16 protein-coding genes are annotated in these 16,272 nt (G+C 61.0%); 13 read left to right on the forward strand and 3 right to left on the reverse strand.

Annotated features, from left to right (window positions below):
* Positions 1 to 5: 5 nt before the first annotated feature.
* On the reverse strand, positions 6 to 209 hold the full coding sequence (locus DNK50_RS28800) for a hypothetical protein (protein WP_143522444.1): 204 nt from the start codon (positions 207 to 209) through the stop codon (positions 6 to 8).
* Here DNK50_RS28800 and iolC point away from each other — a divergent pair.
* The 13 genes from iolC (at position 208) to DNK50_RS15400 (ending at position 15,521) form a co-directional block, all read left to right on the forward strand.
* Positions 208 to 2,145 carry a 5-dehydro-2-deoxygluconokinase gene (gene iolC, locus DNK50_RS15345; protein WP_099585119.1) on the forward strand — a complete coding sequence of 646 codons (1,938 nt, stop codon included), beginning with the start codon at positions 208 to 210 and terminating at the stop codon, positions 2,143 to 2,145. The two genes, DNK50_RS28800 and iolC, sit on opposite strands and share 2 nt — an antisense overlap.
* Before the next feature lie 100 nt (positions 2,146 to 2,245).
* Positions 2,246 to 3,136, forward strand: coding sequence for a myo-inosose-2 dehydratase (iolE, locus tag DNK50_RS15350; protein WP_112194937.1), 891 nt, complete (start codon positions 2,246 to 2,248; stop codon positions 3,134 to 3,136).
* Positions 3,136 to 3,924, forward strand: coding sequence for a 5-deoxy-glucuronate isomerase (gene iolB, locus DNK50_RS15355; protein WP_112194939.1), 789 nt, complete (start codon positions 3,136 to 3,138; stop codon positions 3,922 to 3,924). Before iolE ends, iolB begins: the two co-directional genes overlap by 1 nt.
* A 23-nt stretch (positions 3,925 to 3,947) precedes the next feature.
* Positions 3,948 to 4,763 carry a TIM barrel protein gene (locus DNK50_RS15360; RefSeq protein WP_099585116.1) on the forward strand — a complete coding sequence of 272 codons (816 nt, stop codon included), beginning with the start codon at positions 3,948 to 3,950 and terminating at the stop codon, positions 4,761 to 4,763.
* A gap of 10 nt (positions 4,764 to 4,773) precedes the next feature.
* Positions 4,774 to 6,705, forward strand: coding sequence for a 3D-(3,5/4)-trihydroxycyclohexane-1,2-dione acylhydrolase (decyclizing) (iolD, locus tag DNK50_RS15365; RefSeq protein WP_099585115.1), 1,932 nt, complete (start codon positions 4,774 to 4,776; stop codon positions 6,703 to 6,705).
* 19 nt (positions 6,706 to 6,724) lie between these two features.
* Complete coding sequence (locus DNK50_RS15370) at positions 6,725 to 7,735, forward strand: Gfo/Idh/MocA family protein (RefSeq protein WP_099585114.1); 1,011 nt, start codon at positions 6,725 to 6,727, stop codon at positions 7,733 to 7,735.
* Positions 7,736 to 7,947: 212 nt separating this feature from the next.
* Positions 7,948 to 8,976 carry a Gfo/Idh/MocA family oxidoreductase gene (locus tag DNK50_RS15375; protein WP_112194940.1) on the forward strand — a complete coding sequence of 343 codons (1,029 nt, stop codon included), beginning with the start codon at positions 7,948 to 7,950 and terminating at the stop codon, positions 8,974 to 8,976.
* 128 nt (positions 8,977 to 9,104) lie between these two features.
* Positions 9,105 to 9,281 carry a hypothetical protein gene (locus DNK50_RS28935; RefSeq protein WP_012723783.1) on the forward strand — a complete coding sequence of 59 codons (177 nt, stop codon included), beginning with the start codon at positions 9,105 to 9,107 and terminating at the stop codon, positions 9,279 to 9,281.
* Between the two features lie 48 nt (positions 9,282 to 9,329).
* Positions 9,330 to 10,259, forward strand: coding sequence for a sugar ABC transporter substrate-binding protein (locus DNK50_RS15380; protein ID WP_112194942.1), 930 nt, complete (start codon positions 9,330 to 9,332; stop codon positions 10,257 to 10,259).
* A gap of 65 nt (positions 10,260 to 10,324) precedes the next feature.
* A complete protein-coding gene (locus DNK50_RS15385; protein ID WP_112194944.1) occupies positions 10,325 to 11,878 on the forward strand; it encodes a sugar ABC transporter ATP-binding protein in 1,554 nt (517 codons plus the stop codon).
* Positions 11,879 to 11,909: 31 nt separating this feature from the next.
* The gene (locus DNK50_RS15390) at positions 11,910 to 12,932 is read left to right on the forward strand and encodes an ABC transporter permease (RefSeq protein WP_024076018.1); all 1,023 of its coding nucleotides are present in this window, start codon (positions 11,910 to 11,912) and stop codon (positions 12,930 to 12,932) included.
* Positions 12,933 to 13,338: 406 nt separating this feature from the next.
* Positions 13,339 to 13,743 (forward strand): TraR/DksA C4-type zinc finger protein, encoded by a 405-nt coding sequence (locus DNK50_RS15395; protein WP_010564800.1) that lies wholly within the window; start codon positions 13,339 to 13,341, stop codon positions 13,741 to 13,743.
* Between the two features lie 545 nt (positions 13,744 to 14,288).
* Complete coding sequence (locus DNK50_RS15400; RefSeq protein ID WP_371929522.1) at positions 14,289 to 15,521, forward strand: methyl-accepting chemotaxis protein; 1,233 nt, start codon at positions 14,289 to 14,291, stop codon at positions 15,519 to 15,521.
* A 48-nt stretch (positions 15,522 to 15,569) separates the two neighbouring features.
* On the opposite strand, the gene DNK50_RS15405 is transcribed toward DNK50_RS15400, so the two are convergent.
* Entirely contained in the window at positions 15,570 to 15,806 is a 237-nt protein-coding gene (locus tag DNK50_RS15405) for a DUF2789 domain-containing protein (protein WP_112194947.1), read from the reverse strand.
* Between the two features lie 72 nt (positions 15,807 to 15,878).
* Positions 15,879 to 16,109, reverse strand: a complete 231-nt coding sequence (locus DNK50_RS15410) for a hypothetical protein (RefSeq protein WP_099585108.1) — start codon at positions 16,107 to 16,109, stop codon at positions 15,879 to 15,881.
* Positions 16,110 to 16,272 lie beyond the last annotated feature (163 nt).

Here is a 16,272-nt window from a genome sequence, read left to right on the forward strand (position 1 = left end):
CGGCATCACGGCGCCCGTGGGCTGCTGAAACGATGCACGCGGGCTGGGGTGCCATTATGCTGGCTTATTGGAAAAAATATTCCACTAAAAATAATTCTGGAATAAATATTGATTGCGGCCGCCGGACGTTCTAGTCTGCTCTCACCAAGAGCGTGTGCCGTCACCACGGCGGCACCACGCAGGCTGATAAAAATAACAGGAGCCAGCATGGGCCAGACTCGTTTTGCCAGTGGGCGTCAATTGGATCTGATTTGCCTCGGGCGCCTGGGCGTCGACCTCTACGCACAGCAAGTAGGTGCGCGGCTTGAGGACGTGTCCAGCTTCGCCAAGTACCTCGGCGGTTCCTCCGCCAACATCGCCTTCGGCACTGCCCGACTGGGCCTCAAGTCGGCGATGCTGAGCCGCGTGGGGGACGACCATATGGGTCGCTTCCTGGTGGAATCCCTGGCCCGCGAAGGCTGTGATGTCAGCGGCATCAAGGTCGACCCGGAACGGCTCACCGCCCTGGTGCTGCTGGGCCTCAAGGACCGCGAAACCTTCCCGTTGGTGTTCTACCGCGAAAACTGCGCCGACATGGCCCTGCGCGCCGAAGACATCAGCGAAGCCTTTATTGCCTCCAGCAAGGCGCTGCTGATCACCGGCACGCATTTCTCCACCGATGGCGTGTACAAGGCCAGCATCCAGGCGCTGGACTATGCGGCCAAGCACAACGTCAAGCGCGTGCTGGATATCGACTACCGGCCCGTGCTGTGGGGCCTGGCGGGCAAGGCGGATGGCGAGACGCGCTTTGTCGCCGACCAGAATGTCAGCCAGCATGTGCAGAAAATCCTGCCGCGTTTCGACCTGATCGTCGGCACCGAGGAAGAATTCCTGATCGCCGGTGGCAGTGAAGACCTGCTCACCGCACTGCGCACCGTGCGCGAACTCACGCCCGCCACCTTGGTAGTCAAGCTCGGCCCGCAGGGTTGCACGGTGATTCACGGTGCGATTCCTGCGCGCCTGGAAGACGGCGCGATCTACCCCGGCGTGCGCGTCGAAGTGCTCAATGTGCTGGGCGCCGGCGATGCGTTTATGTCGGGCTTTCTCAGCGGCTGGATCAACGACGCCAGCGATGAACGTTGCAGCCAACTGGCCAATGCCTGTGGCGGCCTGGTGGTCTCGCGCCACGCCTGCGCCCCGGCGATGCCGACGCCGGCCGAGTTGGATTACCTGTTCAACAGCCCAGTGCCGATCACGCGGCCGGACCAGGACGTGACCCTGCAACGCCTGCACCGCGTCAGCGTGCCGCGCAAGCAATGGAAGCAATTGTTCATTTTTGCCTTCGACCACCGCTGGCAATTGGTCGACCTGGCGCAGCGCGGCGGCCAGGATCCGGCGCGTATCAGCGACATCAAGCAACTGTTTATCCAGGCCATCGAACGGGTGGAAAAAAAGCTCGCCGAGCAGGGCGTTGCCGCCGATGTGGGCCTGTTGGCCGACCAGCGCTTCGGCCAGGACGCGCTCAACGCCGCCAGCGGTCGCGGCTGGTGGATCGCGCGCCCGGTGGAAGTGCAGAACTCGCGGCCCCTGGCTTTCGAACATGGGCGTTCGATTGGCAGCAACCTGATCGCCTGGCCCCAGGAACAGATCATCAAGTGCCTGGTGCAATTCCACCCGGATGACGAACCCTTGTTGCGCCTGGAACAGGAAGCCCAACTCAAGGCCGTGTATGACGCGTCCCTGGTCAGCGGCCATGAACTGCTGCTGGAAGTCATCCCGCCCAAGGATCACCCGTCCACCTACCCGGACGCGCTCTATCGCAGCCTCAAGCGCCTGTACAACCTGGGCATCTACCCGGCGTGGTGGAAGATCGAAGCGCAGTCGGCCGAGGACTGGAAAAAGCTCGATGCGCTGATCCAGGAGCGCGACCCGTACTGCCGTGGCGTGGTGTTGCTGGGCCTGAATGCCTCGGCACAGTTTCTCGCAGACGGATTCCAGCAAGCACGCCTGAGCACCACCTGCCGTGGGTTTGCCGTGGGCCGCACGATTTTCCAGGAGCCGAGCAAGGCGTGGATGGCGGGGGAGATTGATGATGAAACCCTGATCCAGCAGGTACAGGCGACGTTCGAGCAACTGATCAATGCCTGGCGCAGTGCCCGAACCTGAACCCAGTTCTAATTTGAAAGGCAATCCAATGTGGGAGGGGCAAGCCCCTTCCCACATAAAGCAGATCTCAGTGATACCTGAAAATAATAAAGGTGCAGCCATGCCCGCAATCCGAATTGGCATCAACCCGATCTCCTGGAGCAACGACGACCTGCCAGCCCTGGGCGGCGAAACGCCGCTGAGCACCGCCTTGAGCGAGGGCAAGGAAATCGGCTACGAAGGTTTTGAACTCAACGGTAAATTCCCCAAGGACGCCAAGGGCGTCGGCGATGTACTGCGCCCTTATGACCTGGCGCTGGTCTCCGGCTGGTATTCCAGCCGCCTGGCCCGCCGCTCGGTGGCCGAAGAAATCGAAGCCATCACCGCTCACGTCGAATTACTGAAACAGAATGGCGCCAACGTGCTGGTTTACGGTGAGGTGGCCGATTCGATCCAGGGCTCGCGCATTCGCCTGATCGAACGCCCGCGTTTCCATAGCGAGCAGGCCTGGCAGGCGTACGCCGACAAGCTCACCGAGTTGGCGCGCTTCACCCTGTCCCAAGGCGTACGTCTTGCCTATCACCATCATATGGGCGCCTACGTCGAATCCCCGGAAGACATCGACCAGTTGATGAAAAGAACCGGCCCGGAAGTCGGTCTGCTGTTTGATTCGGGTCACTGCTATATGGGCGGCGGCGAACCGCTGGAGGTGCTGCGCAAGCACATCGACCGCGTCTGCCACGTGCATTTCAAGGACGTGCGCAAACCGGTAGTGCAACTGGCGCGCAACCAGATGTGGAGCTTCCCGGACTGCATCGTCAACGGCACGTTTACCGTGCCCGGCGATGGCGATATCGACTTTGCCGAGTTGCTCGATGTGCTGCTCGCGGCGAAATACGAGGGTTGGCTGGTGGTGGAAGCCGAGCAGGATCCGGCGGTGGCGCCCAGCTATATCTACGCGAAAAAGGGTTATGACACCCTGCGCGCTCTGCTCACAGAGAGGACCCAGTGATGAGCCTGTTGGTCAAAAGCAGCAAACGCGGGCAAACCATGGTTGCCCTGGAAGAGGGCCGGCTGGAATACGTCGGGTTCAAAGCCTACCGCCTGAGCCTGGGCGAAACCCTGCCGGTCAGCGCTGGCGAAAAAGAGCTGTGCCTGGTGCTGCTCAGCGGTCGGGTGAACATCGAAGGCGAGGGCTTCAACTGGCAGAACCTCGGCGATCGCCAGTCGGTGTTCGAGGACAAGTCCCCGTTCGCCGCCTACCTGCCGCCGGGCGCCGACGCCCAGGTGACCGCCTTGAGCGACGTGCAGATTGCCGTCTGCGCCGCCCCCGGTGCCGGCGGTTACGAACCACGCCTGATCCGCCCCGAAGACTGCAAGCGCAGCGTACGTGGCAAAGGTGCCAACACGCGCTATGTGTGCGACATCCTGCCCGACACTTCGCCGGCCCATTCGCTGCTGGTGGTGGAAGTGCGCACGCCGTCGGGGCATTCGTCGAGTTACCCGCCGCACAAGCACGACACCGACGACCTGCCGCACCAGAGCTTCCTGGAAGAAACCTACTACCACCAGATCAACCCGCCCCAGGGTTTTGTGTTCCAGCGGGTCTATACCGACGACCGCAGCATTGACCAGGCCATGGCCGTGGAAAACAGCGACCTGGTGGTGGTGCCCAAGGGTTACCACCCGGTCAGCGTGCCGTACGGCTACGAATCTTATTACCTGAACGTGATGGCGGGGCCCAAGCGCGCCTGGCATTTCCACAACGACCCGCAGCACAGTTGGCTGCTGGACCTTTAAGCGGTTTTGGACGGAGAACAACAATGAAGTCGCCTCTACGCTTTGCCCTGAACCGCATGGTCGCACCCAACCTGTCCCTGCCGGATTTCATCCAGTTGGCGGCCGCGCTCAAGTGCGATGCCATCGAAATTCGCAATGACCTGAAAAACCGTGAAATCGAGTACGGCACCCCGGCCAGCCGCGTGCGTGAGTTGTGCGCGGTGCAGGGCATTACCGTGCTGTCGATCAACGCGCTGTACCCCTTTGATGTGTGGAACGACGAGCGCCGCGCCCAGGCGATCAAACTCGCCACCTACGCCCGTGAATGCGGCGCCCAAGGGCTGGTGATGTGCCCGCTCAATGAGCCCGGCGACACGCGCAACGATGCCCAGCGCGCCGCCGGTTTGCGCACCGCGTTGAGCGAGTTGGCGCCGATCCTGCGCGAGTACGGGATTCTCGGTTTCGTCGAACCCCTGGGCTTCGAAGAATCCGCCCTGCGCCGCAAGCGTGTGGCGGTGGATGCGATCAAGTCCATCGGCGGCCTGGATGTGTTCCGTGTGGTGCATGACACCTTCCACCATCACCTGGCCAATGAGCACGAGTTCTTCCCGGAGCTGACCGGCCTGGTGCATATCTCCGGCGTGGAAGATGCCGACGCGCCGCTCAACTCGATTCGCGACGGCCACCGTGTGCTGGTGGGTGAGGGCGACATCCTCGGCAATGCCGCGCAGATCGACACCTTGCTCAGCACCGGTTACAGCGGCTACCTGTCGTTCGAGCCGTTTGCGACCAGCGTGCATGAGTTGGCGGATATCCAGCAGGCGTTGGGGGCAAGCATTGCCCACCTGCAAAATCGTTAAGGGGCGCGACATGACCACCACCCGACTGACCATGGCCCAGGCCCTGGTGAAGTTCCTGGATAACCAATACATCGAAGTCGATGGCGTGCAGAGCAAATTTGTCGCCGGCGTGTTCACCATTTTCGGTCACGGCAATGTGCTGGGCCTGGGCCAGGCGCTGGAGCAGGACAGCGGCGACCTGGTGGTGCATCAGGGCCGCAACGAGCAGGGCATGGCCCACGCCGCCATCGGGTTTGCCAAGCAGCATCTGCGCCGCAAGATCTATGCGTGCACCGCCTCCGTCGGGCCCGGCGCCGCCAATATGTTGACCGCTGCGGCGACCGCCACGGCCAACCGTATTCCGTTGCTGCTGCTGCCCGGCGACGTGTACGCCAGCCGTCAGCCGGACCCGGTGCTGCAACAGATCGAGCAGTTCCATGACCTGAGCATCAGCACCAACGATGCATTCCGTTCGGTGAGCAAATACTGGGACCGTATCAACCGTCCCGAGCAACTGATGACCGCTGCGATCCATGCGATGCGCGTGCTCACCGACCCTGCGGAAACCGGCGCCGTGACCCTGGCGCTGCCTCAGGACGTGCAGGCCGAAGCCTGGGACTATCCCGATTATTTCCTGCAAAAACGTGTGCACCGACTCGACCGTCGTCCGGCCACTGCCGCGATGATCGGCGATGCATTGGCCGCTTTCCGGGACAAGCGCAAACCGTTGATCATCTGCGGCGGCGGCGTGAAGTACTCCGGCGCGAATGCGGCGTTGCAGGCGTTTGCCGAGCGTTTTGATATTCCGTTCGCGGAAACCCAGGCGGGCAAGAGCGCGGTGGTCTCCAGCCATCCGCTGAATGTCGGCGGCATCGGCGAAACCGGCTGCCTGGCGGCCAACCTGCTGGCGCCCGAGGCGGACCTGATCATTGGTATCGGCACCCGTTACACCGACTTCACCACCTCGTCGAAATCGCTGTTCAAGCATGGCGAGGTGAGGTTCCTCAACCTCAATATCAGCCCCGCCGACGCCTTGAAGCTGGACGGCGTGCAGGTGTTGGCCGATGCCAAGCTGGCCCTGGAAGCGCTGGCCGATGCCCTCGGCGATTACCGCTCTGGCTGGGGCGGGCAGGTTGCCGAGGCCAAGGCGCAGTTGGACGCCGAAGTGGACCGTGTGCACCAGGTGGAATACGAAGGTGACGGCTTCGTCCCCGAGGTCGACGACCACCTGGACCGCGCCGTACTGCGTGAATTTATCGAGTTGACCGGCTCTTGCCTGACCCAAAGCCGGGTGCTTGGCGTGCTCAACGAAACCCTGGCCGACGACGCGATCATCGTTGCCGCCGCCGGCAGCCTGCCGGGCGATTTGCAACGCGCCTGGCGCAGCAAGGGCGTGAATACCTACCACGTCGAATACGGCTACTCGTGCATGGGCTACGAGATCAACGCGGCCCTCGGCGTGAAGCTGGCCGAGCCGACCAAAGAGGTCTACGCGCTGGTCGGCGATGGCTCCTACATGATGCTGCATTCGGAGCTGGCCACCTCGATCCAGGAGCGGCGCAAGATCAACGTGGTGCTGCTGGACAACATGGCCTTCGGTTGCATCAACAACTTGCAGATCGGCAATGGCATGGACAGTTTCGGCACCGAGTTCCGCTACCGCAACCCCGAGAGCGGCAAGCTCGACGGCGGGTTGGTGCCGGTGGATTTCGCCATGAGTGCGGCGGCCTATGGCTGCAAGACCTACAAGGTCAGCACCGTGGAACAGCTTGAAGCGGCCCTGGCTGATGCGCGTACGCAAACCGTGTCGACCCTGATCGACATCAAAGTGCTGCCCAAGACCATGATCCACGGCTATCTGTCGTGGTGGCGGGTGGGGGTGGCGCAGGTGTCCACCAGCGAACGCACGAATGCCGCAGCGAAAAAACTCAATGAACACCTGGCGAAGGCCCGGCAGTACTAATAACAAGAGGAGTGTTTGTATGTCGTTGAAGCTTGGAGTGATCGGTACCGGTGCCATCGGCCGTGACCATATTCGTCGTTGCAGCCAGACCCTGCTTAACAGCCAGGTGGTGGCGGTCACCGATATCAACCTTGAGCAAGCCGCCAAGGTGGTTGCCGATTTGAAGCTGGACGCCGAGGTGTATCCGGACGGCCATGCGCTGATCAACTCGCCGCAGGTCGAGGCCGTTCTCGTGACTTCCTGGGGCCCGAGCCACGAAGAATTCGTGCTCGCCGCCATTGCCGCCGGCAAGCCGGTGTTCTGTGAAAAGCCCCTGGCGGTGACTGCCGAAGGCTGCCGCAAGATCGTCGAGGCCGAAGTGGCCCACGGCAAGCGCCTGGTGCAAGTGGGTTTCATGCGCCCTTACGACGAAGGCTATCGCGCCCTCAAGGCAGTGATCGACAGCGGCCAGATCGGCGAGCCGTTGATGCTGCACTGCGCGCACCGCAACCCGACGGTGGGCGAGAACTACAAGACCGACATGGCGATCACCGACACGCTGATCCACGAGCTGGACGTGCTGCGCTGGTTGCTCAATGACGACTACGTTTCCGTGCAAGTGGTGTTCCCGCGCAAAACCAGCAAGGCGCTGGCCCACCTGCGTGACCCGCAGATCGTGCTGCTGGAAACCGCCAAGGGCACGCGCATCGACGTGGAAGTGTTTGTGAACTGCCAGTACGGCTATGACATCCAGTGCGAAGTGGTCGGGGAGACCGGCATCGCCAAACTGCCGGAGCCTTCACAAGTGCAGATGCGCAGCGGCGCCAAGCTGTCGAACGCGATTCTGATGGACTGGAAGGACCGGTTTATCGGCGCCTATGACGTTGAGTTGCAGGCCTTTATCGACAGCGTGCGCGCCGGGCAAGTCGGCGGGCCGTCGGCGTGGGATGGGTTTGCAGCGGCAGTGGCGGCAGATGCGTGCATCCAGGCGCAGAGCAGCGAGCAGATCGTCAAGGTGAGCTTGCCGGATCGTCCGCACTTCTACGGCTGACACTCGGTCGAGGTTGGAGGGGGCATGGGTATCTACGCAATTCTCAAAGGCTTACACATAACACTGTGGTGAGCGGGGCAAGCCCGCTCACCACAACAGCCCATTGCCATAGATTCAACATCCACTCGAAGTTGTGTAGATACCTATGCTCATCGGGGGCTTGCCCCCCTCCCACATTTGATTGGGTTTGCACTTTAAAGAAGGAGTGAATCATGCGAATCGGACTAGTCGGCTACGGCCATGGAGGGCGCTTTTTTCATGCGCCGCTGATTGCCACATTGGCCGGCGCCACGTTCGTTGGCGTCGTCACCCGTTCTCCTGAGCGGCGCCTACAGTTGAATACCGACCACCCAGGCGTCCAGGCTTTCAACTCCATCGGCCAGATTGTCGAAGCCGGTGTCGACGCGCTGGTCATCTCCACCACCCTCAAAGGCCGCCCGGCCCTGGTGCTGGAGGCCATTGAACACGGTGTCGCGGTGGTCAGCGACAAGCCCTTTGCCGCCAACGCCGAACAGGCCCAGGCGCTGATCACGGCCGCCGAGCGCCATGAGGTGCTGCTGAGCGTTTACCAGAACCGCCGCTGGGACTCGGACTACCTGACCTTGCGCAAACTGATCGACGCCGGCGCCCTGGGCACCATCACCCGTTTCGAATCCCGCGTGGAACGCTACAGCCCCCAAGCGGTGGGCAATGCCAGTGGCGGCGGTTGGCTGCGTGACTTGGGCAGCCATTTGGTGGACCAGGCACTGCAACTGTTCGGCCCGGTGGAGCGGGTGTTTGCGCAATTGCACTACACCGTCGAACACCCCAGTGTCGACCACGGTTTTTTTGTCTCCCTGACCCACGCCAACGGGGTGATTTCCCACCTCTGGGGCAACGCCCTGCAAAACAGCCAGGCCCCGCGTTTTCGCGTCAGTGGCAGTTTGGGTTGTTACACGGTGGACGGCCTCGATGGCCAGGAAGAAGCGCTGATGGCCGGCAAATCGCCGAAAACCGAAGGCGAGCACTGGGGCGCCGAGGAGCACCGACGCTGGGGTTGGTTCGAGCAAGGGGATGAGCGTGAACGGGTGCCATCGGAAAAGGGCTGCTGGACGCAGTTCTATCGTCAATTGCAAGCCGCCGTGCAAGGGCAGGGACCTTTACCGGTAGACGCCTATGAGGCGCTGGAAACCACCCGTATATTGGACGCCGCACGCCTGAGCGCCGAGCGCCAGCAGGTGGTTTCAACAAAAATAGAATAAAATTCTAAAACAGGTTGATATGGAAATTATTTTCCAATAAAGTCTTTTCCAGGTTGCATAAAGTACGTCTTGGGCTCGACCCCGGCGACTCAACAAAAACAAGATCAAAAACAACCAGGTACCGTCAGATGAAAATCTTCAACGCTGTACTGCGAGTTTTACGCCCTGCTCACACGCCACGCGGTCTGCCCCGCGCCCGGCCGTTCTACTTCTCCTTCCTTAATGTGCTGTGCGTCGAAAACAAAGGCGCGCTGGTCTGCTGCATTCCTGGCGCACCGGTCGTACGACTGCCCGCCGAGCTCTGATAAACGCAACGTCCAAAAAACCAACAAGAAAGTGGAGACAGACCGTTCATGAAGACCCCGATCCGTTTTACCGCGCTGGCCCTGTCCATGCTGCTCGCCAGCGGTGTTGCCTCGGCTGCTGATCTGAAGATAGGCGTGAGCATGTCCGCCTTCGATGACACCTTCCTCACCTACCTGCGCGAAGACATGGACAAGCAAGCCAAGTCCTACCCTAAAGGTGACGGCGTGCAGCTGCAGTTCGAAGACGCCCGCGCCGACGTGGTGAAGCAACTGAGCCAGGTCGAGAACTTTATCAGCCAGAAGGTCGACGCCATTATCGTCAACCCGGTGGACACTGCCTCTACGGCGAACATCATCAAGGCCGCTACCGCCGCAAAAATTCCGCTGGTGTTCGTCAACCGCCGCCCCGACAGCCCAACGTTGGCGCCAGGCGTCGCGGCAGTGGTGTCCGATGACGTCGAGGCCGGCAAACTGCAAATGCAATACATCGCCGAAAAACTCGGCGGCAAGGGCAACGTCGTGATCCTGTTGGGTGACCTGGCGAACAACTCCACCACCAACCGCACCAAGGGCGTGAAGGAAGTCCTGACCAAGTATCCAGGCATCAAGATCGAGCAGGAACAGACTGGCATCTGGTTGCGTGACAGGGGCATGACCCTGGTCAACGACTGGTTGACTCAAGGCCGCGATTTCGACGCGGTGCTGGCCAACAACGATGAAATGGCGATTGGCGCGTCCATGGCGCTGAAATCGGCAGGCAAGAAAGGCGTGCTGATCGCGGATGTCGACGGCACGCCGGACGGCCTCAACGCGATCACCAAGGGCGACATGACCGTGTCGGCCTTCCAGGATGCCAAGGGCCAGGCGGACAAATCGGTGGAGACGGCGCGCAAGATGGCCAAGAACGAACCCATCGAGCAGAACGTGGTGATCCCGTTCCAGTTGATCACCCCGGACAACGTCAAAGACTTCAAGTAGCCCTGACATAACAACAATAAACCGGCAGGGCGGTCGTGCCCGCCCTGCTGATGGAGTACCTCCCTATGCTCGCTCAAGCCGCTGTCTCGCAGCCCCCCGGTCTCCAGCCGCTGGCGCTGGAAGAACCCTACCTGCTGGAAATCGTCAACATCAGCAAAGGCTTTCCCGGCGTCGTGGCCCTGGCCGACGTGCAACTGCGTGTACGCCCTGGCACCGTACTGGCGCTGATGGGCGAGAACGGTGCAGGTAAGTCGACCTTGATGAAAATCATCGCCGGCATCTATCAGCCAGACGCCGGTGAAATCCGCCTGCGCGGCAAGCCCATCGTATTTGAAACGCCCCTGGCGGCCCAGAAGGCCGGGATCGCGATGATCCATCAGGAACTCAACCTGATGCCGCACATGAGCATCGCCGAGAACATCTGGATCGGCCGCGAGCAGCTCAACAGCCTGCACATGGTCAACCACCGCGAAATGCACCGCTGCACCGCCGAGTTGCTGGCGCGCCTGCGCATCAACCTCGACCCGGAAGAACACGTCGGCAACCTGAGCATCGCCGAGCGGCAGATGGTCGAGATTGCCAAGGCGGTGTCCTACGACTCCGACATCCTGATCATGGACGAACCGACGTCGGCCATTACCGAGAAGGAAGTGGCCCACCTGTTTTCGATCATTGCCGACCTCAAGTCACAGGGCAAAGGCATCGTCTATATCACCCATAAAATGAACGAAGTGTTTGCGATCGCCGATGAAGTGGCGGTGTTCCGTGACGGCCATTACATCGGCCTGCAACGTGCCGACAGCATGAACAGCGACAGCCTGATCTCGATGATGGTCGGGCGTGAACTGAGCCAGTTGTTCCCGGTACGCGAAACGCCTATCGGCGAGCTGCTGATGTCGGTGCGCGACCTGACCCTGGACGGCGTGTTCAAGGACGTCTCCTTCGATCTGCATGCCGGCGAGATCCTCGGTATTGCCGGGCTGATGGGCTCTGGCCGCACCAACGTGGCGGAAACCATCTTTGGCATCACCCCCAGCAGCAGCGGCCAGATCACCCTGGACGGCGCGCCGGTACGCATTACCGACCCGCACATGGCCATCGAGAAAGGCTTCGCGCTGCTGACCGAGGACCGCAAGCTCAGTGGGCTGTTCCCGTGCCTCTCGGTGCTGGAAAACATGGAGATGGCCGTGCTGCCGCATTATTCGGGCAACGGTTTTATCCAGCAGAAAGCCCTGCGCGCCTTGTGTGAGGAGATGTGCAAGAAGCTGCGGGTGAAGACCCCGTCGCTTGAGCAGTGCATCGACACCTTGTCCGGCGGCAACCAGCAGAAAGCCTTGCTCGCCCGTTGGCTGATGACCAATCCACGCTTACTGATCCTGGATGAGCCGACTCGCGGTATCGACGTCGGCGCCAAGGCCGAGATCTATCGCTTGATCTCGTTCCTGGCCAGCGAAGGCATGGCGGTGATCATGATTTCCTCGGAGCTGCCTGAAGTGCTGGGCATGAGCGACCGGGTGATGGTGATGCACGAAGGTGAACTGATGGGCACCCTGGACCGTGCGGATGCGACCCAGGAAAAAGTCATGCAGTTGGCCTCCGGTATGTCCGTGGTCCACTGAAGAATTGCACAGAATAAGAAGGTGATTGGCTATGAACGCAATAACAGACAACAAGCCTGCCACGGCACCGGTCAAGCACCGGCGTCGACTGCCCACCGAGCTGAGCATCTTCCTGGTGCTGATCGGCATCGGCCTGGTGTTTGAGTTGTTCGGCTGGATCGTGCGGGACCAGAGTTTTTTGATGAACTCCCAGCGCCTGGTGCTGATGATCCTGCAGGTGTCGATCATCGGCCTGCTGGCCATTGGTGTGACCCAGGTAATCATTACCACGGGGATTGATTTGTCGTCCGGGTCGGTTTTGGCGCTGTCGGCGATGATCGCCGCCAGTTTGGCGCAGACCTCCGACTTTTCCCGAGCCGTGTTCCCAAGCCTGACCGATTTGCCGGTGTGGATCCCGGTAGCGATGGGGCTGGGTGTGGGACTGCTGGCGGGGGCGATCAACGGCAGCATCATTGCTGTCACCGGGATCCCGCCGTTTATCGCCACACTGGGCATGATGGTGTCGGCCCGTGGCCTGGCGCGTTACTACACTGAAGGCCAGCCGGTGAGCATGCTTTCGGACTCGTACACGGCCATCGGTCATGGCGCGATGCCGGTGATCATCTTCCTGGTGGTGGCGGTGATCTTCCATATCGCCCTGCGCTACACCAAGTACGGCAAGTACACCTACGCCATCGGCGGCAACATGCAGGCGGCGCGGACCTCGGGGATCAACGTCAAGCGCCACCTGATCATCGTCTACAGCATCGCGGGCCTGCTGGCTGGCCTGGCCGGTGTGGTGGCCTCGGCACGCGCTGCCACCGGGCAGGCGGGCATGGGCATGTCCTATGAGCTGGACGCGATTGCTGCGGCGGTCATCGGCGGCACCAGCCTGGCGGGCGGGGTAGGGCGCATCACCGGCACGGTGATCGGCGCGCTGATCCTCGGGGTGATGGCCAGCGGGTTTACGTTTGTGGGTGTGGATGCGTATATCCAGGACATCATCAAGGGCTTGATCATTGTAGTGGCGGTGGTCATCGACCAATACCGCAACAAGCGCAAACTCAAGCGCTGACGCAGTACAAAATGTGGGAGGGGGCTTGCCCCCCGATAGCGGAGTGTCAGCCAGCAGATTTATTTACTGACCCACCGCTATCGGGAGCAAGCCCCTACCACATTTGAAAATCACCAGGCAGATCTAACCGTTTGTCTTCTATATAGCTCCACTAACTTGAATTTCTTGCTATAAACGCACTCCGATAACCGTTCGCCAAGCCCGTTCTGGTGCCTTTTGGGGTTGTATCGGTAAAAATGCCTGTCTTTTCAGTTGCTGCGCCCTCAAGTCGGCCTTAGACTGCCGCCCCTCGTAAATTGAGTGCCGGGTGGCGCTTGGAATGGATGGCGCCCTTCCGAGACCTGCAGAGGTCGGCCGGAACGCTCCCTTATTCGCCTTAATGCACGTATTTTTTATAGAGAAATCAATGACAAAGGAAAAGTTGCTGGCCATGCCGGCGGATGACTACATGAATGCCGAACAGCACGCTTTTTTTGAGCAGTTGCTGCAAGACATGAAAGTGGAGCACCACGAGCGCATTGAACAGAACCGTATCGCCATTGAAAGCCTGGACACCCCGGCTGACCCGGCCGACGCTGCTTCCGTGGAAGAAGAGCGCACCTGGTTGGTAAACGCCATCGACCGCGACCAGCGCATGCTGCCGCAACTTGAGCGTGCACTGGAACGCATCAAGGAAGATTCCTTTGGCTGGTGCGATGACAGCGGCGAGCCTATCGGCCTCAAGCGCCTGCTGATCAGCCCGACCACCAAGTACTGCATCGAAGCGCAAGAGCGCCACGAGCAGATCGACAAGCACCAGCGTCAAGCCTGATGCGGTGAAGCTGGGGGCCGTGTAGGCGGCTCCCCAGAGAAAAACCCGTTACACCCCGTCTATTGATCTGCTGCAAGCCACCCCACTAAAGGCCCATGGATAATGGCCCGATAGTGGCGTTTAATGCAGGCACAATAACGACAAGCAGCGGGGTAACGAAGATGGCTGGAGACGGAACTCTGATGGGCGCAGCAGTGCCACCCGATGCGGTGGTGCGCGGGTTGCCCGGCTGGTTGATGCCGCTCTTGCAGAGCACCGCCCTGGTGCTGGTCCTGCTGGGCCTTGCGTTGGCCAGCCTGCCGCTGTATCTCTGCCTACCATTGACCTTGCTGGTCATCTGGTTGCCCCGCCTCAAAAGTCCCAAGCCTGTGATTGCGCGGTCTGATGCCGCCGATGCGATGGGCGAGCTGACCCGCGATCTGTCCTATACCACCAGCCATAACGCACTGTCCGCCGCCGGCGTGGCCTATTCGGTCAAGCAACTGGCTGCGCGTGTGCAGTCGCAATTGAGCGCGGCCAAGCAGATTGTCAACAATGCCGAAGTGATGATCGGCACCGAGAAGATCACCTCCCAACTCAGCCGTGAGGCCTTGGCGGCCGCCAGCCAGGCCCATCAGCGCAGCACTGAAGGTCGTGAAGTGCTGGCCCAGTCGATCATCCGCATGCACCAGCTCAGCCAGCGCGCCAACGCCAGCCGCGAGCTGATCGAAGCCTTGAGTCAGCGCAGCGAAGAAATCCAGCGCGTCACCCTGGTGATCCAGTCCATCGCCAGCCAGACCAACTTGCTGGCGCTTAACGCCGCGATTGAAGCGGCGCGGGCCGGTGAGCATGGGCGCGGGTTTGCCGTGGTGGCGGACGAAGTGCGCGGGCTGGCCGGTCGTACCGCCACGGCCACCGATGAAGTCGGGGTGATGGTGGCGGACATCCAACAACGCACGGCTCAGGTGGTGGAGCAGATTCGCCAGTTGTCGGCGGATCTGCACACCGGCGTCGAGCAAGTGGAGCAAGCCGGCGAGCAACTGCACAGCATCGCCAGCCTGGCGGCGGATGTGGAAGGGCAAGTCAGTGAGATCGCCCAGGGTACCGACACCAACCGCGCCCAACTCGATAGCTTGTTCCACGCCGTTGAGCAGATGCGCAGCGACCTGGACGTGAGTGACCAGCAAACCCGCCAACTGGCCGACGCCGCCGTGCAAATGGAGGGGCAGGCAGAAACCATCAGCGAACGCCTGGCGGAGGTCGGGCTGGATGACTATCACCAGCGTGTCTACGACCTGGCGCGCGAAGGGGCCAGCCGCATTGCCGCGCAGTTCGAGGCAGACGTGCAGCAAAGCCGCATCAGCCTGGACGACTTGTTCGACCGCAGCTACACGCCAATCCCCAAAACCAGCCCGAGCAAGTATCACACGCGCTTCGACGGTTACACCGACCAGGTGTTGCCGGCGATTCAGGAGGCGCTGCTGCCGCGTCACGAAGGGCTGGTGTTTGCGATTGCCTGCACGCCCCAAGGCTATGTGCCGACCCACAACAAGGCGTTTTCCCAGGCGCTGACCGGAGATGCCCAGGTGGATGCGGTGCAGAATCGCACCAAGCGCAAGTTCGAGGACCGCACTGGGATTCGTTGTGGCAGCCATCAGCAAGCGGTGCTGTTACAGACCTATACCCGTGATACCGGCGAGCTGATGCATGACCTGTCGGTGCCGATCATGGTTCTGGGGCGGCATTGGGGTGGCTTGCGTCTGGGGTATAAGCCTGAGGGCGCGAAGGCTCTGCGTTAGGCGCTTGTGCAAGCGCCTGCGAGCTGCAGGCGGTTTGCGGCGACGGGGTTACCGAGGTTGATGCAGGCGCTGGTTGAGCTCATCCACGCAGATGGCCCATTCGGCGTCTTCACGCAGTTCTTCCTTGAGAAACTGAGCCTGTTGCGGCGTCCAGAACGGGGCGTCGATCAATTTGACGTCGTCACGCAGCGGGTGCGCGGCAATGAAAGCGTCGATGGCTTGCGGCGACGATTTCAGGCCCAGTTGTTCAAATAACGTTTCGAGTGTAGGTAGTGGCGCGTCCATATCAGTCTCCCTGCGGGTTTTAGGATCGTTACGCATGGGAGGCTTGTGGCGCGGTAGAGTTCGATCGGATTGTCAGGAGGTCAGCGCCCCTGAATCCACTGCGGTCTTCAGCGCCAGGGCGGATTCCTTGCCAGCGATGGCAGCGGTATCCAGTGTCTTGAACCAACGGTCCTTTTCCACCTGGTGCGTGGTGACGGTGGTCAACGGTGGCTTGGCGCGCATCACGATCACTGCTTGAAACTCACCGTCTACTTCCCTTGCGTCGCCGTGGATGAAAAATTCGCCAATATCAAATTCCGTCACGTATAGCCTTCCCTTCGAGGTAACCAACTGCACTGATGAAACCTGACCCAAGCGGGGCCAATTTCAATGGACGGGCCAGTATGGCAGTTGTTGAGGGGCGACGGCGCAGTAAAGTCATCCGGGTGACGAAACGATCCCGTCGTGCAGGGAGGCCTCCAGCCGC

Source organism: Pseudomonas sp. LG1E9, from assembly GCF_003290225.1.
Taxonomy (GTDB): domain Bacteria; phylum Pseudomonadota; class Gammaproteobacteria; order Pseudomonadales; family Pseudomonadaceae; genus Aquipseudomonas; species Aquipseudomonas cyclaminis.